The sequence below is a fragment of the Streptomyces sp. NPDC093149 genome (assembly GCF_044754145.1).
Classification (GTDB): Bacteria; Actinomycetota; Actinomycetes; order Streptomycetales; family Streptomycetaceae; genus Streptomyces.
Genome location: NZ_JBIVON010000012.1, coordinates 1 through 19,006, shown reverse-complemented (window position 1 = coordinate 19,006; position 19,006 = coordinate 1). Strand labels below are relative to the sequence as shown.

Sequence of the window (19,006 nt, the reverse complement as noted above, 5' to 3'; positions counted from 1 at the left end):
GGTGACGGGGCGGTGGGGTGGGGGGCCGGGCCGATCAGCTCGCGGTGGCCGGTGCGGCGGCGACGGTCTCGTCGTCCGGGGCGCCCGTGATGGGCGGAACAGCCGTGTCCGACGCCCTGACGAGGCGGGGGCCGTCCGGGCCGTACACCCCGCGCGGTTCGGGGAAGAGGGTGAGCAGGCCGAGGTAGACCACCGCCGCGAGGCCCAGGGCGACCGGCAGGGAGATGTCGGTGCCGTTCGCCAGGTTGCCGAGCGGTCCGACGAACTGGCCGGGCAGGTTGGTGAACAGGAGCGCCACACCGGCGGAGAGGAACCAGGTGGACATCCCCCGCCAGTTCCAGCCGTGGTTGAACCAGTAGCGGCCACCGGTCTGACGGCGGTTGAAGACCTGGAGCGCGTCCGCGTCGTACCAGCCGCGCCGGGTGACGTAACCGAGTGCCATCACGATCATCCACGGGGCGGTGCAGGTGATGATCAGGGTGGCGAAGGTGGAGATGGACTGCGCGAGGTTGAGCGCGAAGCGGCCGAAGAAGATGAAGGCGATCGACAGGGCGCCGATGAAGAACGTCGACTGCACCCGGCTGAATCGGGTGAAGACGCTGGAGACGTCGAGGCCGGTGCCGTACAGCGCGGTCGTGCCGGTCGACAGGCCGCCGATCAGGGCGATCAGGCAGAGCGGCAGGAAGTACCAGCCGGGCGAGATGGCGAGCAGTCCGCCGACGTAGTTGGGGGCGGCGGGGTCGAGGTACTTGCCGGCCTTGGCCGCGATGATCGAGGCGGTGGCCAGGCCGAACACGAAGGGCAGCAGCGTGGCGATCTGGGCGAGGAACGCGGCGCCCATCACCCGGCGGCGGGGTGTGGTGGCCGGGATGTAGCGGGACCAGTCGCCGAGGAACGCGCCGAAGGAGACCGGATTGGACAGCACGATCAGCGCGGCGCCGATGAACGACGGCCAGAACAGCGGGTCGGCGGTCGAGGTGAAGGTGCCCGCGTAGCCGGCGTCGAAGTCGCCCGCGAAGGCGAAGGCGCCGAGGACGAAGAGTGCCGAGGCGGCGACCACCGCGATCTTGTTGACCATCAGCATGAAGCGGAAGCCGTAGACGCAGACCACCAGGACGAGCCCGGCGAAGATCGCGTACGCGATGCCGTAGGTCACGTCGGACTCGGGCAGACCGGCGAGCCGGTGGGCGCCGCCGACGAGCGCGTCGCCCGAGGACCACACGGAGATCGAGAAGAACGCCACCGCGGTGAGCAGCGAGAGGAACGAGCCGACGATCCGGCCGTGCACACCCAGGTGGGCGGAGGAGGAGACGGCGTTGTTGGTGCCGTTGGTCGGGCCGAACAGCGCCATCGGGGCGAGCAGGAGCGCACCCGCGACGAGGCCGAGCAGTGTCGCCGCGAGTCCCTGCCAGAAGGAGAGTCCGAACAGGATCGGGAAGGCGCCCAGGACACAGGTCGCGAAGGTGTTGGCGCCGCCGAAGGCGAGCCGGAAGAGGTCGACCGGACGGGCCGTGCGGTCGGCGTCGGGTATCCGCTCGACACCATTGGTCTCGACTTCGGTGATCGAGGCAGTCACGGGCGCTCCACCTTTTGTTCATGGGGACGGTCCCACAGTCTGTGGCCCATGACGACGGTCGACAATTGTGCAGATCACAGAGCCGTACGCTGTTGTCTGTGGCCGAAAACAAACTCACCGTGGAGGATCTGCTCTCCTTCCCCGCTCTCCAGCTCTCCGTGAAGGCGGGCAGCAGTGGGCTGGGGCGCTCCGTTTCCTGGGCGCACGCAAGCGAACTCGCCGATCCGACGCCCTGGCTGCTGGGCGCCGAGGTGATCATGACGACGGGCCTCGCGGTGCCGCGCACCGCCGCCGGGCAGCGCGCCTATCTGGAGCGGCTCGACGACGCCGGTGTCTCCGCGCTGGCGCTCTCCGCGCAATTGCACATGCCACCGCTGCACGACGCGTTCTTCCGGGCGGCCGAGGAGCGTGGCTTCCCGGTCCTGGAGGTCCCGCTCGCCGTCCCGTTCATCGCGGTCTCCCAGGAGGTCGCCGCCTCGGTCCAGGAGGACGCCCGGCACCGGCTCGGCGCGCAGCTCCAGGTCTTCGGCTCGCTGCGCTGGCTGGTCGCCGAGGACCTGGACACGCCGACGCTGCTGCGCCGCCTGGAGCGCCTGTCCGGTTACGACGTGTACCTGTGCACGCCACAGGGACGTCCCCTCCTGCCCGGTGTGCCGGTGCCCGAGCCGGGCGTCCTGCCCGCTTCCGTGGACGCCCCGCCGACCGTCCCCGGCGGGTTCGTGCTGCCCGTTCCGGCGCCCGGCGGCCCGGCGGGGTTCCTCGTCGCGTACGAACGGGAGGGTGCCCAGCCCGCCGGGCTCGCCGTCGTCCAGCACATCGCCACCGTGGCGGCGCTGCGGGTCGCGATGGTGCGCAACGAGCGCGAGACGCTGCGCCGGGAGGGCGCGGAGACCCTGGCCGAGCTGCTGCAGGAGGTACTGGACCCGGAGACGGCCCGGCGCCGGCTCGCCCGGCACGCGATCGAGGGCGACACCGTGCTGATCGTGGTGCGGCAGACCACGGACGAGGCACTGCTGCGCTGTCTCCAGGACCATCCGCATCTGCTGCTCACCTGGGGGACGGACCGGTATGTCCTGGGCGCGCCCCGGCTGGCGGGGGAGATCGGTGGACTGCCGGACGTGGCGGCCGGGATGAGCCGCCCGTTCCTGCCCGGCGCCGCGCTGCGGGTGGCCCAGCGCGAGGCGCTCTGGGCGGTTTCCAAGGCGGTCGAGTCGGGGCGCTCCGTGGTCCGCTACGGCGACGACTCCCTGGGCCGCTGGCTGCCCGAGGACCCCGCGGTGCTGACCGCGCTGGTCGAGCATGTGCTGGGCGAGGTCCTGCGCTACGACGAGGCCCACGACTCCCAGCTGCTGGTCTCCGTCCGTACGTGGATGGAACGGGACCGCCGCACGGAGACGGCTGCGGCCGCGCTGCACATCCACCCCAACACGCTCGCCTACCGGCTGCGCCGCTTCGGCGCGCTGACCGACCGCGACATGGCGTCGACGGGTGCGCTGACGGAGGTCTGGCTGGCCGTCCAGGCGGCCGGGGCGCTGGGCCTCACCGACTGAGAGCCTGCCGGGTGGCCTCGGACCGGATGGCGGACGCGGTCCGGCGCGTGCGGTTCCGAGGCGCAGGAGGGAGTCGGATGGGGTCTCCCCTGCTCGAACGCAACCGAGAGCTCGGGGAAGGGATGCCGGCGACCGACGACGACGCGGGAAGCGTGCGTGCCGGGGCGTGACCGCCCGGCCGGAGGTCACCCGACAGGCTCTCAGGGCGACCGGCCGGACGGAATCGGCCGGATGGAGCCGGGTCACCCGATCCGGTCACGGCACTAGGCTCGATGCAGGGCGGGAAGCAAGAGAAACCCGGAAACGAGGAGGCACCGCGTGCCGGTGGAAGTCACCTGGTGGGGTCATGCCACCTGCACGATCGAGGACTCCGGGGTCCGGGTGCTGACCGATCCGCTCTTCGTACGGCGCTTCGCGCATCTTCGCCGCCGGCGCGGGGATCTGCCCGGCCCCGAGGCCGCGCTCGCCGATGTCGTGCTCGTCTCCCATCTGCACTCCGACCACCTGCATCTGCCGTCGCTGGCCCGGCTCGCCCCCGGGAGCCGGCTGGTCGTGCCGACGGGAACGGTGCGCTCCGTGCCGGGGCTGAGGATGCTCCGCGCGGTGCGCGGGCTGCGCATCACCGAGGTGGGACCGGGCGACGTGGTCCGGGCCGGCGAGGTGCGGGTACGGGCGGTTCCCGCACTGCACGACGGCAGGCGCCTGCCCATGGGCCCGCATCGCTCCCCCGCGCTCGGCTATGTGGTCGAGGGCGAGGCGCGGACGTACTTCGCCGGTGACACCGGGCTGTTCGACGACATGGCCGGGGCCGTCGGCCCGGTGGACGTGGCACTGCTCCCGGTGGGCGGCTGGGGTCCGTATCTGGGGCACAGCCATCTGGACGCCGGGCGGGCCGCGCAGGCGCTGGCCCGGCTGGCACCTCGGTCGGCCGTGCCGGTGCACTACGGCACGTACTGGCCGGTCGGGATGGACGCGGTCAGGCCCCACGAGTTCCACTCACCGGGCGACGAATTCGTCCGCAAGGCGGCCCTGCTGGCACCGGAGGTGGCGGTGCACCGGCTTTCGCACGGCGAACAGGTGCGGCCGGAGGCCGCCAGGTGATCCAGGAGGTCGTGAGACAGCTGCCCCCCGAGTCGACACAGCAGGCCGTCGGATATCCGTCCCTGTTCCTGCTCGTGGCGCTGGGCGCACTGGTGCCCGTGGTGCCGACGGGTGCGCTGGTGAGTTCGGCCGCGGTGGTGGCGCTGCACCAGTCGTCGCCGTTCTCGCTGCTGATCGTCTTCGGGGTGGCGTCGGCCGCCGCGTTCCTCGGTGACATCTGTCTGTACTGGCTGGGTCAGCGCGGGGTGCGGTCGAGGAACGGTTCGAAGTGGCTGCGGACGATCCGCGACCGGGCCGCTCCGGAGCGGCTGGCGCAGGCGCAGCAGAAGCTGGACGAGCACGGCGCGATGGTGCTCGTCCTGTCGAGGCTGGTACCGGCGGGCCGGATTCCGGTGATGCTGGCCTGTCTGCTGGGCCGGATGCCGCTGCGCCGGTTCGCCCGGGGGGATGTGCCGGCGTGCCTGGCGTGGGCGGCGACGTACCAGCTCATCGGCATACTCGGCGGTTCGCTCTTCCCCGAGCCGTGGCAGGGCGTGGTCGCGGCGGTGGCCTTGACGCTGCTGATCAGCGGGGCGCCCGCGATGTGGCGCAGGACGCGGGCCCGGTTCAGCCACTGATCGTGCGGGGCACCGGCTCCAGCACGCGGGAGCCGCCGATCGGCAGGTCCCAGAGCCGTGTCCGGGGGTGTCCGGCCCGCTGCCAGGCGGTGCGCAGCCGGGCCAGCGGTTCGAGTACGGGCTCCGCGGAGAGCACGAAGGTCGCCCAGTGCATGGGCGCCATCGCGCGGGCGCCGAGGTCCTCGTACGCCTGCACGGCCTCCTCCGGATCGGTGTGCACGTCGCCGAGCCACCAGCGGGGTTCGTACGCCCCGATCGGCAGCAGGGTCAGATCGATCCCGGGGTACCGGCGGCCGATCTCGCCGAACCAGTGGCCGTATCCGCTGTCCCCGGCGAAGTGGATGCGCTGCCCGCCACGGTCGGCGGTGTCGATGATCCACCCGCCCCAGAGGGAGTGGCAGGTGTCGGTGAGGGTCCGCTTGGACCAGTGGTGGGCGGGCACGAAGTCGAAGCGGACGCCGCGCAGGCGGGCGGATTCCCACCAGTCGAGTTCGGTGACACAGGTGAAGCGGCGACGGCGGCACCAGCGGCCGAGTCCGGCGGGGACGAACAGCGGGGTGTCCCTGGGCAGCCTGCGCAGGGTGGGGGCGTCGAGGTGGTCGTAGTGGTTGTGACTGATCACGACGGCGTCGACGCGTGGCAGGTCCTCCCAGCGGACGCCGACCGGCGTGATCCTGGGCGGGGTACCGAGGATGCGCCGCGACCAGACGGGATCGGTGAGGACGGTCAGTCCGCCGGTGCGGACGATCCAGCTGGCGTGCCCGGCCCAGGTGACGCAGGTGGTGTCGGCCGCCGTGTCCGGCAGGGGTTCGGGGGCGTACGGGAGCCGGTGGACGCCGCGCAGTCCCTCCGTGTCGGGCCGCAGCGCGCGTTCACGGGCCAAGCGGGACATGCTCATGACACCAGGGAGCGGCGCGGTGAGCCGGTCGGCGAAGGATCTGGGCCAGACCCGGACCTCACCGAGCGGGCGCGGTCCGACGACCTCGCCATCGGCGATCCGACGCGTGGGGGCGGCCCCCTCGGAGGAGCGCTCGGTCTGTTCCGTCATCGAGAAACTCCCGTCTCGGTTCGGCGTCCCGGTACCGGCGCCCGTCCGTCATCGCAGTTCGTCGAGAGCCGCTGCGAAAATGCTCAGGGCTTGAGCCACGTGCGGCAATTCCAGGGGCTCCACAGCGGTGAGGGACTCCGTCTGCTGCTCCGGCGTCGACCCGAGCAGCGTCCCGGTGCCCAGCCGTACGCGCAGCGCACCGAGTTCGTCGCCGAACCGGTGTCCGCCGGGCGTCGGTGTGCCGAGACGTTCCGTCAGGTACTCCTCCAGCTCCAGCGAGTCCGTGACCCCCCGGTCCGCCAGCCGGGACCTGAGCGGTCCGAGATCGGCGTAGAGATGGCGCCCCGCCTGCGGAGGCCTGGCGAGCGCACCCGCCGCGAGGACCGCGCGGTGGGCCGCCGCGGCGATCCGCGCCTGGAGCGCGGCGGCCCGGCGGACCCGCTCCGTGACGGCATCCGGTTCGCGCAGCGCGTGGGCGGCGGCCATGGCGACCGGTCCGGCGACCAGCGCACCGAGTGCGGTGAGGATGTCGAGGGTGCGGGCATGGCGCACCGCCGCCCGCTCGGTGTCCGGGAACCGGGCGACCGCGACCGGCCAGGCGGACGGGGTCAGCGCACCGGCGAGGTCGCAGACGACCGTGACGTCGTCCGGGCACATCTCGGCCGGGCTGAGCAGGACCGTGTCGTGCGGCCGGTGCAGGGTGTCGCGCCAGGTCTCGTCACTGACGATGTGCAGGCCCTCGGCGACCGCGGCCTCGCACGCCTCGCGCACGAGTTCCGGCGGGGCGACGGTGGCGGTCGGGTCGTCGACGACGGAGATCAGCAGCAGCCGGGGCCTCCCTCCCTCGGCGCGCACCCTGCGTACGGTCTCCAGCAGCGCGTACGGATCGGGCACGCCGCCGCACTCGGCCGGGGTCGGCACATGGTAGGCGGGCCTGCCCAGCAGCCGGGCCTGCGGAATCCAGGTGGCCGTGCAGGGGCGGGGCATGAGCACGTCGCCACCGTGCGCGGCGATCAGCGCGAGCAGCAGCGGCGAGGCGCCCGGGGCGGCGGCGACGCGCTCCGGGGTGCCGTGCAGTCCGCGCCGCTCCCAGTAGGCGGTCGCGGCCTCGCGCAGGGCGTCGCCGCCACCGGTCGGTTCCGGTGCGCCGCGGCCGGCCGCGGCGGCGAGCACCTCGGCCAGCTCGGACACGACGGGCAGACCGGGATCGGGGGCGGGCGGCCCGTACCGGACGGGGCCGCGATCCTCCCGTACCCGGCGCGCTCCCCCGCCGCCCTTCTGCCTCCGCCCCGCCCGTCCGGTCCGCTCGGTCCGCTCCCGCGCCATCCGGGCCTCCTTCGCCACTGCCCCGTCGTCTCGCGCTCAGGGCCCTTGAGCACTCAGGGCCCTTTATACGAGGGATCCATCGGCGGCGCCCGCCCAGCGGAACCGTCACCGGTGGCCTGGGAGCCGGGCTCAGCCCGCGAAGGCCGTACCGGGCAGCCCGCGCCCCGCGTCCGGCAGCACCAGCAGCGAACCGGAGAGCGGATGCGGTGCGGCGAGCCCGGTGCGGGCCGAGGTGATGTACAGATCGCGCAGGTCCGCACCGCCGAAGGCGCAGGCCGTCGGGCGCCGCACCGGCAGGACGACCGTCCGGTCCAGGACTCCGTCGGCCGTGTAGCGGCGGACCGCGGCGCCGTCCCACAGCGCGACCCAGACAGCCCCCTCGACATCGACGGTCAGACCGTCGGGGAATCCCGCGCCCTCCTCGACGACGGCGAACGGACGCCGGTTCACGGCGCGCCCGCCGTCGAAGTCGAAGACGTCGATACGGCGTGTGGGGGTGTCGATGAAGTACATCAGCCGCCCGTCCGGGCTCCACCCGATGCCGTTGCTGCAGGCCACGACGGGGAGCACCGGGGTGACCGCGCCGTCGGGCGCGATGCGGGCGAGACTGCCGCCGGTCTCCGCACCGTCGTCACGCATGGTGCCCGCCCACAGCGCCCCGTCCGGGGCGACCGCCGCGTCATTGCCACGGCGTCCCGGTTCGGGATCGTGGACCAGCCAGCGGAAGCGGCCGTCGGGGTCGTACAGTCCGATGCCGTCCCGCAGATTGACCACGAGTCCGCCGCCCGCGCGCGGTTTGGCGGCTCCGACGTGCTGTTCGGTGGCCATGACCGTACGACGGGCACTCACCGGGTCGTAGGTGTGCACCCGGGCGGAGACGATGTCGACCCAGATCAGCCGGCCGGTGGCCGGATCCCAGGTCGGTCCCTCGCCGAGCTCGGCCTGCTCCTGTACGGCCACATCCAGGCCTGCGGTGGTCATCTCTGCCCTTCGTGGTGGACGGACCGGCCGGGGAGTGCGTCGGCGCCGTGGAGCACGGAGTCCGCAGGTGCCTCCCCGCGCTCCTCGGCCCGCGGATCACGGGTACGGAAGGGGAGAACGCGACGACGCCCGTGCGGTCCCGCGACGACGCGGCGCCACGGCCGGCATCGGGAACACAGAGTAGTCGCGCGCCACATGCCGCGACAATGCCGACACCTACGGGCGATGGACAGGAGCAACGAAGGGTCTCGCGCCCGTCGGGAAGGCCGGCGCGAGCGGTCGGGAGGCCGGCGCGAGCGGTCGGGAGGCCGGCGCGAGCGGTCGGGAGGCCGGCGCGAGCGGTCCGGCCGGCGCGAGCGGTCCGGCCGGCACGTCGGCTCCCGACGAGGCCCCGTCCGATGGAGCGGGAATCCTGCCGGCGGACGCAGGCCGCCACGGGGCCGTCCTCCCGGCCCGGTGGCCCGTGCGCGGACGCGCCCGCTGGTTCGCCGCGCCCCGGCGGGGTAGGCGGTGTTCCATGTCCGCACCACGCCGTACTCCGTTCACCGGTCCGTCGTCCACCTCGCTGCGCGGCCGGCTGCACCGCCGGGATCTCGCCGTGTTCCGGGCCCTGGCCCACCGCGACTGGCCGGGCGCCGGGCCCGTGCTGCCACGGCTGAGCCGCAGCGCCGATCACGGGCTGCTGTGGTTCGGGGCCGCCGCGGGCCTGGCCGCGCTGGGCGGCAGCGCACGGGCGCGGCGGGCCGCGCTGCGGGGGATCGCCTCGCTGGCGGTCGCATCGGCCACGATCAACACGATCGGCAAGGGCGCGGTGCGCAGGGAGCGCCCGCTGCTGGACACCGTGCCGGTGATGCGGCGGCTCGGGCGCCAGCCGTTCACGACGTCCTTCCCCTCCGGACACGCCGCGTCGGCCGCGGCCTTCGCCACGGGCGTGGCTCTCGAATCGAAGGGCTGGGGCGCCGTCGTCGCCCCGCTCGCCCTGTCCGTCGCCGCCTCCCGCGTCTACACCGGAGTCCACTATCCGAGTGATGTGCTGGCGGGTGCGGTGCTCGGCGTGGGGGCCGCGCTGGCCCTGCGGGGTGTCGTGCCGACCCGCGGACAGCTCCCGGCACCGGGGCGACCGCCGGGCCACGCGCCCGCGCTGCCGGCCGGCCAGGACCTGGTGGTCGTCGTCAACCAGGAGTCGGGCACGGCGACCGCGACGGCCTCGCTGGTACGGGACGCGCTGCCGCGCGCCGAGGTGGTGGAGTGCGCCCCCGGGGAACTCCGGGCCGAGCTGGAGAAGGCCGCGGACCGGGGCCGGGCGCTGGGGGTCTGCGGCGGGGACGGCACGGTCGACCGGGCCGCGGCCGTCGCCGCCGCGCACGGTCTGCCGCTCGCCGTGTTCCCCGGCGGAACACTGAATCATTTCGCGTACGACCTGGGCATCGAGACAGTGGACGACACGTGCGCCGCACTGGCCGAGGGCGATGCGGTCCGGGTCGACCTCGGCCGCTTCCGGCCCGGACCCGAGGGACCGGGAGGCGCGCACGGCTGTTTCCTCAACGCCTTCAGTCTCGGTGTCTATCCCGAACTGGTGCGGACGCGTGAGCGCTGGGCCCCGCGTATCGGAGGCTGGCCGGCGGGCCTGGTGGCGGCGTGGAAGGCGCTGCGGGGCGAGCGTCCGCTGGAGGCCGAACTGGAGGGGCGGCGGCGCCCGCTGTGGCTGCTGTTCGTGGGCAACGGGCTGTTCCAGCGGGTCGGTCCGGCACCCGGGCGGCGGCACAACCTCGGGGACGGCCTGCTGGATGTGCGAGTGGTGCACGGTGGCCGCACACCGGGCCTGCGGCTCCTCGCCGCGGCCGTCGCGGGTCCGCTGACCCGCTCCCCCGTGCATGCGGCGGAACGGCGCAGAGGGGTGCGGATCGCCGGCCTGCGACCCGGTACGCCCTACGCGTACGACGGCGAAGTGGCCTACAGCAGCACCGAATTGATGATCGACAAGCTTCCGGAGGCACTGACGGTGTACTGCCCGATGGCGGGATGAAGGAGTCTGCCGGAATCCGCCGCGCACGGGCGAACCAGGCATGGCCGACTGCCCGTCGCCACTCCGGCTCATCGAGCTTGTCCACATATCAAGACCTGTATCTCATCATTCGACATCCGAGCGTACGGTGGCCGTACCGATCAGCGAGAAAGGATCCACGGCCATGCCGAAGGAGACCGCCGTCTACACCCACGGCCACCACGAGTCGGTGCTGCGCTCGCACCGCTGGCGCACCGCCGCCAATTCCGCGGCCTACTTGATCGATGAGCTCCGCCCCGGCATGACCGTGCTGGACGTGGGCTGCGGACCCGGCACCATCACGGCCGATCTGGCCGCACTGGTCGCCCCCGGCCGGGTGACCGGCGTCGACCCCGCCCAGGAGGTCCTGGCCCGCGCGGCCGAGGAAGCGGCCGAACGCGGCCTGGAGAACGTCGAGTTCGCCACCGCCGACGTGCACGCCCTGGACTTCCCCGACGACTCCTTCGACGTCGTCCACGCCCATCAGGTGCTCCAGCACGTGGGCGACCCGGTGCGGGCGCTGCGCGAGATGCGGCGCGTCTGCCGTCCCGGTGGCATCGTCGCCGCCCGCGACAGCGACTACGCGGCGATGACCTGGTACCCCGACCTGCCCGGCATGGACTCCTGGCAGGAGCTGTACGGCCGGGTGGCCCGAGCCAACGGCGGCGAACCGGACGCCGGACGCCGACTGCTCTCCTGGGCCCGCCGGGCCGGCTTCACCGACATCACCGCGACCGCGGCCACCTGGTGCTTCGCCACCCCGGAGAACCGCGCCTGGTGGAGCGGGCTGTGGGCGGACCGTACGGTCGGCTCGGTGTACGCGGAGCAGGCCGTGGCCGGCGGCCACGCGAGCACCGAGGAGCTGGCGGCGATCGCCGCGGCCTGGCGGGAGTGGGGCGCGCGGGACGACGCCTGGTTCATGGTCCCGCACGGCGAGATGCTCTGCCGGGCCTGATCACCGCCAACTACCCTTGTGCACATGGATATTCTGGGAACCACGCTGCGCATCTGTGTCGACGACCTGGAGGCCGCGGTGGCCTTCTACGAGGACCTCACAGGCAGTTCCGCGCTGCGCTTCGAGCGCGGCGGGGTCTCGGTCGCCGCGATCAGCTGCTTTCTGCTGATGAGCGGCCCGGAGTCGGAGCTGGAGATCCTGCGCAAGGTGACGGCGACGATCGCGGTCAAGGATGTCGACGAAGCCCACGCCTCCCTCACCCGTGTCGGCGCCAGGATCCTCGCCGGGCCGGTGCCGACGCCGGTCGGCCGCAACCTGATCGCCGTGCACCCGGACGGCTCGGTCTTCGAGTACGCCGACCGGAACCCGACCGTTTGACGGGCGACCGTCCGGCCCGCGAGCACCCGACGGGGATCGCCCGCCCCACGGCCGTCGCGGCGGCGGCCGCCCCGGCCACACCGCCAGGCCCGCACCCGTGGAGGCGGTGCGGGCCGGGCGGTCTTCGCCGTCACGCCCTGGGGCGCATCCGGTAGTTGTATCTGTCCGGAAGCGGCTCGTCGGTGAGCTCGGCCCACACCTCGTCCAGGATTTCCGCGCCCTCCCGCAGATCCGCCACCTCGAAGCCCTCGTCGAAGACGGCCCGGGCGGCGGCGCGGTCGCCCTCGGCGATCAGCAGCCGCGCCTCCAGCAGGCGGAAACGGCCGCGCTGTCGATGCTCCGCGCACAGGCCGTTCCACACCGTCCGGGCCGCTTCGGGGCGCCCTGCCGTCAGCAGCACCTCCATCGCCTCGCGCGCGAGCGCCGCCGTGGCGGACATCCAGGCGTCTCGGTCGCCTTCACTGTCGGGGCGTTCCGCGCACAGGCCGTCGAACGCCTCGGTGTAGAGGTCCGCGGCCCTGTCCCAGTGGGCGCCCTCCTCGGCCGCCACGGCGAGGCAGCGCAGCAGCGGCCAACGCGACGGGGCGAGGGACAGTCCGCGCTCCCAGCTGCGGACCGCCTGGGCGCGGTCGCCCGCGTGCCACTGGGCGACGCCGAGGTGGTACTCGGTAAGAGGTTCGGCGGAGGCCGTCTCCAGCATGTCGCGCCAGTGCGGGGAGACCAGGGAGGGGCCGGGCGGGACCGGCCCGCGCGGTTCGGGAAAGGCGCCCTGTTCCAGCAACTCCAGCCAGGGTTCCTGCTGTTCGCCGAGAGTCGACTCGGCGAACGGCGTGCCGGGGAGCCGGTACGTGCCTCGCCGGACTTCGAGGGCGCCCCAGCCGGAGCCGGTGGCGAGCGACTCGCCGGGCTCGGTGTCGGCACACGGACGCCAGGCCGCGTACGCGGCGTCGACGTCGGCGCGCGGCAGTGCCTCGGCGAGCCGCCGCTCGGTCTCGGCGCGGGCCGCCGCCCAGTCGTCGCCGTGCACGGTCGCGGGGTCCGCGGACAGCGGTCCGTACGACTCCAGCCAGCTGAACTCGGCGCCCGGTGCCAGGGGAATGTGTTCCAGCTGGGTACGGGCGAGTCCGGCCTGGATCTCCGCGTAGCCGACGGTGCCCGGCTCGGTGAGCCACTCCTGCCAGCGCCGCCCGCCCGGCCCGCTCCCCCACAGGAACAGCTTCCGGCCGCGCAGCAGATCGGTGGACGTCTGGACGAGTCCCCTCCCGTCCTCGTCGAGGGAGGCGATCCAGCGGCGCGAGCCGTCGGGCACCTCGTAGAAGTAGTCGGCGGGGAAGTCGCCGCGCAGGGGGTACGTACGGTCGACACGGCCGGACTCGGGGACCGGGACCCGGGTCAGGGTCCGCTCATAGCCGAAGTGCCAGGCCTCGTCGGCCGGGGCCAGCACGCGGGTGCGTTCGCCTTCGGGGACGGCGATGTTGGACCACCAGTAGACGGGTGCGGTGTGCTCGTGCGGATTGCGTATCCGTACGCCGACGTGCAGGAAGTCCGAGTCCTCGGGCAGCCAGAGGTCCACCTGGAACGGCAGGTCGCGCAGCCGCTCCCACTCCCACAGGCGGACCATGTCCCCGCCGTCGGGCGCGGGCACCCGGGCGGCGTGCACCGGGGCGCAGGACAGGGTGGTGTGGCCCGTGGCGCCGATGTTCCATTCGATGCCGCCGGAGAACCAGGCACCGTTGAGCGCGAAGTCGGCGGGCTGCAGGACGGGGTTGGTGTAGAGGAGTTCGCGGCCGGTGGGCTTGTGGTGGAGGGAGTGGATGCGTCCGCCGAGTCCGGGCAGGACGGTGGCCCGCAGCCGCTCGTTCTCGATGACGATCGCGTCCAGCGTGGTGGGGACGCGTCGGCGCCCGTACCCGTCGAGGACGCGCACCGGCAGCACGGTGGCCAGTGGCTCGTAGCCGATCTGGCGTGCCATGTCACGTGGCAGTCCGGCCCGGTCACGGTCGTCGACGACATGCATCTCGTCGAGCGGCCGCAGTGCGGGCAACGGGTTCTCCGGGCCCAGTGGTGCGGCAGGCAGAGTCAGTACGGCACGTCGTACGGTCGTGGCCAAGGCAACCTCGCTCCCTCGCGCGGGCCGCCGCAGGTCCGGGCGCCCCCCGATGACCATGGAACACGCTGGACAGCGGCCCGGCCAGAGGGGTCGCCGTCAGACTTCGGCAAAAGCGGGGCCCGGTCCAGGCGGCCGGAGGCCATGGACGTGCCGCCCGGAACCGCTCCCGCGTGAGAGAGACTGCGCCGGTACGGGCCCGTTCAGCCGAGATCCACCTCCGGCTCGTACAGGTCCAGCCACATCGCGAGGTCCAGGGTGCGCTCCAGCCCGCGACGGGAGGCCGAAGTGATCCCCGGTGCGTCGTGTTCGGCCGCCCGTCGCAGCCGGTCGCGGTCGATGAGGTCGAAGACCCGGTGGTCCGGGCGCGCGAGCAGGTCGTGGGCGTGCTCCTGCAGCGCGACGGCGTACTTCGGGTCCTGTGTCGACGGATAGGGGCTCTTGGTCCGTTCGTACACGGACCGTGGCAGCAGGTCCGCGGTGGCCTCGCGCAGCAGGCTCTTCTCCCTGCCGTCGAAGGACTTCAGGGCCCAGGGGGTGTTGTAGACGTACTCGACGAGCCGGTGGTCGCAGAACGGCACGCGGACCTCCAGGCCGACGGCCATGCTCGCGCGGTCCTTGCGGTCGAGCAGGACGCGTACGAACCGGGTCAGGTGGAGGTGGCAGATCTTGCGCATGCGGTACTCGAAGTCGCTCTCGCCGGTGAGCCGTTCGATGCCGGCGACGGCGGAGTCGTAGCTGTCGCGGATGTACGCCCGCAGGCCGAGTGCCTGGTTCACGTCGTCGCGGAGCATGCCGTCGTCCTCACCGAAGTGCTCGGCGAAACGCACCAGCCAGGGGAACGTGTCGGCGTTCCTGGCCTCCTCGTCGAAGAACTGGAGGTAGCCGCCGAACACCTCGTCGGCCGACTCCCCGGACAGCGCGACGGTCGAGTGTTCGCGGATCGCCCGGAAGAGCAGGTAGAGCGAGGCGTCCATGTCGCCGAGACCCATCGGGATGTCCCGGGCCCTGATCATCCGGGCGCGCACCTCGGGGTCGGCGAGAGTGTCCGGGTCGAGCACGATGTCACGGTGGACGGTGCCCGCCTGTCGCGCCACGTCGTGGACGAACGGGGTGTCGGGAGTGGTACGCAGCTCGTCGGCGACGAAGTTCTCGGTCCGCCCGACGAAGTCGACGGCGAAGGTGCGGACCTTCTCACCGCTCATGGCGAGCTGTCGGGCGGCGAGCAGGGTGACCGCGGACGAGTCGAGGCCGCCGGAGAGCAGTACGCAGCGGGGTACGTCGGAGACCAGTTGTCGGCGCACGATGTCGTCCAGCAGCGTCCGTACCCTGGCCACCGAGGTGTCCTGGTCGTCGGTGTGCGGGCGGGTCTCCAGCCGCCAGTAGACGTGCCGGCGCAGGCCGCCGCGGTCGACGGTGACGACCGTGCCGGGCTGTACCTCGTACATGCCGTCCCACACGGCGTGGCCGGGGGTCTTGACGAGGGTGAAGAGCTCCCGGAGCCCGTCGAGGGTCACGCGGGGCCGGGCCAGCGGGTTGGCGAGGATGGCCTTGGGTTCCGAGCCGAAGAGCACTCCGTCGGCCGTCGGCCAGTAGTAGAAGGGCTTGACGCCCATCCGGTCGCGGATCATGACGAGCTTGTCGTGGCGGCCGTCCCAGAGGGCGAATGCGTACATGCCGTTGAGCCGTTCGGCGAGGGACTCGCCCCACTCCAGGTAACCGTGCAGCACGACCTCGGTGTCCGAGTCGGTGAGGAACCGATGCCCGCGGGCGGTCAGTTCCGTGCGCAGTTCAGTGAAGTTGTACGCCTCACCGGAGTAGACCAGGGCGACTTCGCCCTCCGGTGTACCGACCGTCATGGGCTGGCGTCCGCCGGGCAGGTCGATGATCGCGAGCCGACGGTGCCCGAGCCCCGCGTGTTCGACCGTCCAGGTCCCCCGGTCGTCGGGACCCCGGCAGGCCATGGTCTCCGTCATCGCGTCCAGCGTCGCCACGTCCGCGGCTGCCCGCAGATCGCGGTCGAACGAGACCCAGCCGACGATGCCACACATATGCGTCCTCCCGATTCGGTCCCGGCCGGGAGTGCGGCCCGTACGCACGGTGCCGCCCCATGGGCGGCATGCCGAAGGCGGGGCCCGGCAGAACCAGTTGTAACTAGCAGCTATATGTCGAGCCTGTGCCTGCGATCGAGTACGGTCAACACGGTCGTCACATGGATGGAGGCCGGCTCCTCATACTTTCGGCCGCCGCTTTCCCCTTCCTATACGGGACCGCCATGCTTCGCAGCCCGTACGGAAAGGGCCCACGGGCTCCGAAGGCGGCCCGAATCGGCCACGGGCAAAGACTTTCCCAATCCGGGGTGCGCCGGTGGAGTGCATGCGGCGGATCCGCGGGCAGTCCGGTGCGGCCGATCGGGGGCCGTGTTCAGGAATCGGTCGATCGTCGAGCGGCGCTTACGAGCCCTGACTCGTAGGCGGTGATGACCAACTGCGCACGGTCCCGCGCCCGCAGCTTGCTCAGCAGCCGGCCCATGTATGTCTTGACGGTGCCGCTGCTGAGGTGGAGGTACTCGCAGATGTCGGCATTGGAGAGGCCACGTGCCACGAGCACCAGGACCTCGCGCTCGCGCTCCGTGAGGTTCTCCAGCGAGGAGCCCGGCGCATGGTGCGCAGGGGGAAGACGAGCGAACTCGGCGACGAGGCGTCGGGTCACCGAGGGCGCGAGCAGGGACTCTCCGGCGGCAACCGTGCGGATACCTGCCAGCAGGACCTCGGGAGAGGTGTCCTTGAGGAGAAACCCGGAGGCCCCGGCGCGCAGCGCGCCGTAGACGTACTCGTCCAGATCGAACGTGGTGAGGATGAGAACGCGTGTCCCGGCTGTCCCGGGAGCTCCGGCTATGCGCCGTGTCGCCTCGATGCCGTCCATGACGGGCATCCTGATGTCCATCAGTACCACGTCCGGGCAGAGCCGCTGCGCGCTCTCGACGGCTTCGGCGCCGTTGCCCGCCTCGCCCACCGCCGTCAGCCCGGGGGCCGTGTCGATGAGCACCCGGAAGCTGCCTCGGAGCAGGGGCTGGTCATCGGCGACGAGTACCTGGATCGGTTCGGTCACGCGGTCCTCTACTTCCGGTTCGGGGCCATGCCGTGAGCGGGTTCGGGCGGGAGACGAGCAGACACGGCGAACCCGCCGCCGGACCTCGGCCCGGCGGCCAGCGTCCCCCCGTACATCATCACGCGTTCACGCATCCCCACGAGTCCGTGACCACCTCCGAGTTCCGCCCGGTCGGACGCGGCCGCGTTCCCGGCCCCGTCATCCACCACCTCTATATGCACATCTCCTTGCGGGTCGACCCTGATCGTCACCTGGCACCGTGTTCCGTCGCCGGCGTGCTTGACCACGTTCGTCAGCGCCTCCTGCACGATCCGGTAGACGGTCAGCGCCCTCCCCGCGGGGAGGCCGACGGCCAGCCCGGCGCGGAGCTCGGTACGGACTCCCGCCCGCTCGGCACGCCGGACAAGAGCCGGCAGGTCGTCCAGCCCGGGAGGGGGAGCCGTCTCCGCCGACCCGGGCTCTCGCGTGCGCGGTCCGGCAGTGTCGCCGCGCAGCACTCCCAGGGCACGCCTCATCTCCGTGAGCGCCTCCCGTCCGGTCTGCTCGATCGCCCGGACGGCATCGCGCGTCTCCTGGGGGCGGGCCTCGGCCACATGGTTGGCAACCGCTGCTTTGACGACGATCACGCTGAGACCGTGCGAGACGATGTCGTGCAGTTCTCTGGCGATGCGCAGGCGTTCTTCGGCCAGTGCCTCCTCCGCAAGGCGACGGTCCCTTCGGACTGCTCGGGCTCTCCGTTCGCGCACGACACGGCCTGCGACCCACGCCGCCCCGATGACCAGCCAGACGAGGACGGCAGTTCCGGCGGCGTCCGTCCACGGACCGGAGGGCGTCAGAACCGCTTCACCGGTGAGGACCGCGGCTGCCGAGACCACCAGGGTCAGGACGAGCGCAGCCCCGGCCCGGCGTGCCGGCTCGATGAGCGCCACCGCGTAGACGGCCAGGGCCGCAGAGATGTAAGGGTCACGAGTGATGTCGAGCAGTGTCGCCGCCGCCGAAGCACCCAGAACCAAGGCCAGGGCAGGTAGGGGCCACAGGCGCCGGACGGCCAACGGCACTCCCACACAGACGGCCACGAGACGGCCCAGCCACCACGGGCCGGAGAACCGGGGCAGACCGTCCGGGACACCTTGATCGGCCAGTGCCAGGTACCCGGCTGTCACGACGGCCGCCACGCAGGCGTCGATCACCGACAGATGCGCGCCGGTCTGCAGGCGCCGCCCCATTCTGTGCATCGCTCGACGATACCGATGGCCGCTCATCCGGCTTGCCCGAGGAGAAACATCGCGGTACCCGCCGCGACCAGCAGGAGAAGCCTTCCGGCGACCGTGGCCGCCCGTGGGGTCGGCCCGTTGCGCAACGCGGCCACGCCCAGCGGAACGAGCGCGAGGCACAGTCCCGCAGCGGCCGCGACCGATACAGGGGTCGTTCCCTTCAACACCCCCAGCGGCATCGCCGATGCCAGGGCCAGGGCCGTCGCACGCAGCGGTCCCAGCGCTCGGGAGCGGTAGGCGCCGATGGCCAGCAGGAGCCAGCCACCCATGATGGCTGCGTTGAGCGTGCTGAAGATGTGGAACGCGCCGTAGGTCTCGCTCACCGTTCGCGTCGCCGATGCCGTCCCCTGGACAGCCACCAGCTGGAAGGCCAGGTGGTCCACACCGGCGTGAAATGCGCGGGCGAAGAGGCCGAGGACCGTGAGCACGCCGCCCCACAGAGCGAGTTCCCGGAACCTCTCGCCGATCCTTGCGGCGAGAAGCACGACTCCCGGCCAGAGCAGCACCCACCCGGCGGACACAGAGCTGTACGAGGCCGTCATGAGGTCCGGATGGTGCCGGGACGCGCTCAGTTGCGCTGGGAAGAAGAAGTCGAAGCGCAGGCGCAGCAGTATGCCGGTGAGCAGCAGCAGGGGGCCGAGGACGAGGGAGGCGCCGCCCACCCAGCGTCCCGGAAGGACAGGACTGGGAACGGCGATTGACGGAGTTGTGACGGTCATGGGGCCACGATGCTGCCGTCGCACGTACCGCGTCGTCGGAGCGTGGTCCACACTTTCGGATCGGACCGTGGTCGTACCGCTCGCCTCGTGTTCGCTTCCGGTCCGATCCGAACGGCAGAGCTAGCTTGATCTTTAACCTCGGGGTCCGAACGACTCCTCGTACTTGATCACTCGGAACGGTAACTGCCCTGCACGTAAGCGGCCTTCGGCTGAGCATGT

Annotated in this window: 15 protein-coding genes; 6 read left to right on the top strand and 9 right to left on the bottom strand. The window is 72.3% G+C overall.

Features of this window, described 5'->3' with window-relative positions; all coding sequences use genetic code 11:
- Window positions 1-34 precede the first annotated feature (34 nt).
- Window positions 35-1,576 carry a purine-cytosine permease family protein gene (locus ACIQCZ_RS30305; protein WP_402286761.1) on the bottom strand — a complete coding sequence of 514 codons (1,542 nt, stop codon included), beginning with the start codon at window positions 1,574-1,576 and terminating at the stop codon, window positions 35-37.
- Between the two features lie 98 nt (window positions 1,577-1,674).
- On the opposite strand from ACIQCZ_RS30305, the gene ACIQCZ_RS30300 reads away from it, so the two are divergent.
- From ACIQCZ_RS30300 to ACIQCZ_RS30290, 3 genes are all read left to right on the top strand, one after another.
- Window positions 1,675-3,126: a PucR family transcriptional regulator gene (locus tag ACIQCZ_RS30300; RefSeq protein WP_402286759.1), complete on the top strand. Its 1,452-nt coding sequence runs from the start codon at window positions 1,675-1,677 to the stop codon at window positions 3,124-3,126.
- A gap of 318 nt (window positions 3,127-3,444) precedes the next feature.
- On the top strand, window positions 3,445-4,227 hold the full coding sequence (locus tag ACIQCZ_RS30295) for an MBL fold metallo-hydrolase (protein ID WP_402286756.1): 783 nt from the start codon (window positions 3,445-3,447) through the stop codon (window positions 4,225-4,227).
- Window positions 4,224-4,844, top strand: coding sequence for a DedA family protein (locus ACIQCZ_RS30290; protein ID WP_402286753.1), 621 nt, complete (start codon window positions 4,224-4,226; stop codon window positions 4,842-4,844). The genes ACIQCZ_RS30295 and ACIQCZ_RS30290 overlap by 4 nt, the downstream gene beginning before the upstream one ends.
- On the opposite strand, the gene ACIQCZ_RS30285 is transcribed toward ACIQCZ_RS30290, so the two are convergent.
- The 3 genes from ACIQCZ_RS30285 to ACIQCZ_RS30275 form a co-directional block, all read right to left on the bottom strand.
- The gene (locus ACIQCZ_RS30285) at window positions 4,834-5,892 is read right to left on the bottom strand and encodes an MBL fold metallo-hydrolase (RefSeq protein WP_402286751.1); all 1,059 of its coding nucleotides are present in this window, start codon (window positions 5,890-5,892) and stop codon (window positions 4,834-4,836) included. The two genes, ACIQCZ_RS30290 and ACIQCZ_RS30285, sit on opposite strands and share 11 nt — an antisense overlap.
- A 48-nt stretch (window positions 5,893-5,940) precedes the next feature.
- Window positions 5,941-7,218 (bottom strand): aminotransferase class I/II-fold pyridoxal phosphate-dependent enzyme, encoded by a 1,278-nt coding sequence (locus ACIQCZ_RS30280; protein WP_402286749.1) that lies wholly within the window; start codon window positions 7,216-7,218, stop codon window positions 5,941-5,943.
- 129 nt (window positions 7,219-7,347) lie between these two features.
- Entirely contained in the window at window positions 7,348-8,199 is an 852-nt protein-coding gene (locus tag ACIQCZ_RS30275; RefSeq protein ID WP_402286746.1) for an SMP-30/gluconolactonase/LRE family protein, read from the bottom strand.
- Between the two features lie 517 nt (window positions 8,200-8,716).
- Between ACIQCZ_RS30275 and ACIQCZ_RS30270 the strand changes: the two genes are divergently transcribed.
- From ACIQCZ_RS30270 to ACIQCZ_RS30260, 3 genes are all read left to right on the top strand, one after another.
- On the top strand, window positions 8,717-10,225 hold the full coding sequence (locus ACIQCZ_RS30270; RefSeq protein WP_402286744.1) for a bifunctional phosphatase PAP2/diacylglycerol kinase family protein: 1,509 nt from the start codon (window positions 8,717-8,719) through the stop codon (window positions 10,223-10,225).
- A gap of 163 nt (window positions 10,226-10,388) precedes the next feature.
- Window positions 10,389-11,198, top strand: coding sequence for a methyltransferase domain-containing protein (locus tag ACIQCZ_RS30265; RefSeq protein ID WP_402286742.1), 810 nt, complete (start codon window positions 10,389-10,391; stop codon window positions 11,196-11,198).
- Between the two features lie 24 nt (window positions 11,199-11,222).
- Window positions 11,223-11,576, top strand: a complete 354-nt coding sequence (locus ACIQCZ_RS30260) for a VOC family protein (RefSeq protein ID WP_402286740.1) — start codon at window positions 11,223-11,225, stop codon at window positions 11,574-11,576.
- Window positions 11,577-11,706: 130 nt separating this feature from the next.
- Here ACIQCZ_RS30260 and ACIQCZ_RS30255 read toward each other — a convergent pair whose 3' ends face one another.
- The 5 genes from ACIQCZ_RS30255 to ACIQCZ_RS30235 form a co-directional block, all read right to left on the bottom strand.
- A complete protein-coding gene (locus ACIQCZ_RS30255; RefSeq protein ID WP_402286737.1) occupies window positions 11,707-13,686 on the bottom strand; it encodes a DUF5107 domain-containing protein in 1,980 nt (659 codons plus the stop codon).
- Between the two features lie 200 nt (window positions 13,687-13,886).
- Entirely contained in the window at window positions 13,887-15,734 is a 1,848-nt protein-coding gene (asnB, locus tag ACIQCZ_RS30250) for an asparagine synthase (glutamine-hydrolyzing) (RefSeq protein ID WP_402286735.1), read from the bottom strand.
- 373 nt (window positions 15,735-16,107) lie between these two features.
- Window positions 16,108-16,794, bottom strand: a complete 687-nt coding sequence (locus tag ACIQCZ_RS30245) for a response regulator (RefSeq protein WP_402286733.1) — start codon at window positions 16,792-16,794, stop codon at window positions 16,108-16,110.
- An 8-nt stretch (window positions 16,795-16,802) separates the two neighbouring features.
- A complete protein-coding gene (locus ACIQCZ_RS30240) occupies window positions 16,803-18,029 on the bottom strand; it encodes a sensor histidine kinase (RefSeq protein ID WP_402286730.1) in 1,227 nt (408 codons plus the stop codon).
- Window positions 18,030-18,052: 23 nt separating this feature from the next.
- On the bottom strand, window positions 18,053-18,787 hold the full coding sequence (locus ACIQCZ_RS30235) for a hypothetical protein (RefSeq protein ID WP_402286728.1): 735 nt from the start codon (window positions 18,785-18,787) through the stop codon (window positions 18,053-18,055).
- Between the last annotated feature and the right edge of the window lie 219 nt (window positions 18,788-19,006).

Excerpts from the sequence above, each read along its gene's own strand:
- ACIQCZ_RS30240 (WP_402286730.1), bottom strand. The coding sequence starts at position 18,029 with ATGCACAGAATGGGGCGGCGCCTGCAGACCGGCGCGCATCTGTCGGTG.
- asnB (WP_402286735.1), bottom strand. The coding sequence starts at position 15,734 with ATGTGTGGCATCGTCGGCTGGGTCTCGTTCGACCGCGATCTGCGGGCA.
- ACIQCZ_RS30260 (WP_402286740.1), top strand. The coding sequence starts at position 11,223 with ATGGATATTCTGGGAACCACGCTGCGCATCTGTGTCGACGACCTGGAG.
- ACIQCZ_RS30285 (WP_402286751.1), bottom strand. The coding sequence starts at position 5,892 with ATGACGGAACAGACCGAGCGCTCCTCCGAGGGGGCCGCCCCCACGCGT.
- ACIQCZ_RS30265 (WP_402286742.1), top strand. The coding sequence starts at position 10,389 with ATGCCGAAGGAGACCGCCGTCTACACCCACGGCCACCACGAGTCGGTG.
- ACIQCZ_RS30270 (WP_402286744.1), top strand. The coding sequence starts at position 8,717 with ATGTCCGCACCACGCCGTACTCCGTTCACCGGTCCGTCGTCCACCTCG.
- ACIQCZ_RS30235 (WP_402286728.1), bottom strand. The coding sequence starts at position 18,787 with ATGACCGTCACAACTCCGTCAATCGCCGTTCCCAGTCCTGTCCTTCCG.
- ACIQCZ_RS30280 (WP_402286749.1), bottom strand. The coding sequence starts at position 7,218 with ATGGCGCGGGAGCGGACCGAGCGGACCGGACGGGCGGGGCGGAGGCAG.
- ACIQCZ_RS30275 (WP_402286746.1), bottom strand. The coding sequence starts at position 8,199 with ATGACCACCGCAGGCCTGGATGTGGCCGTACAGGAGCAGGCCGAGCTC.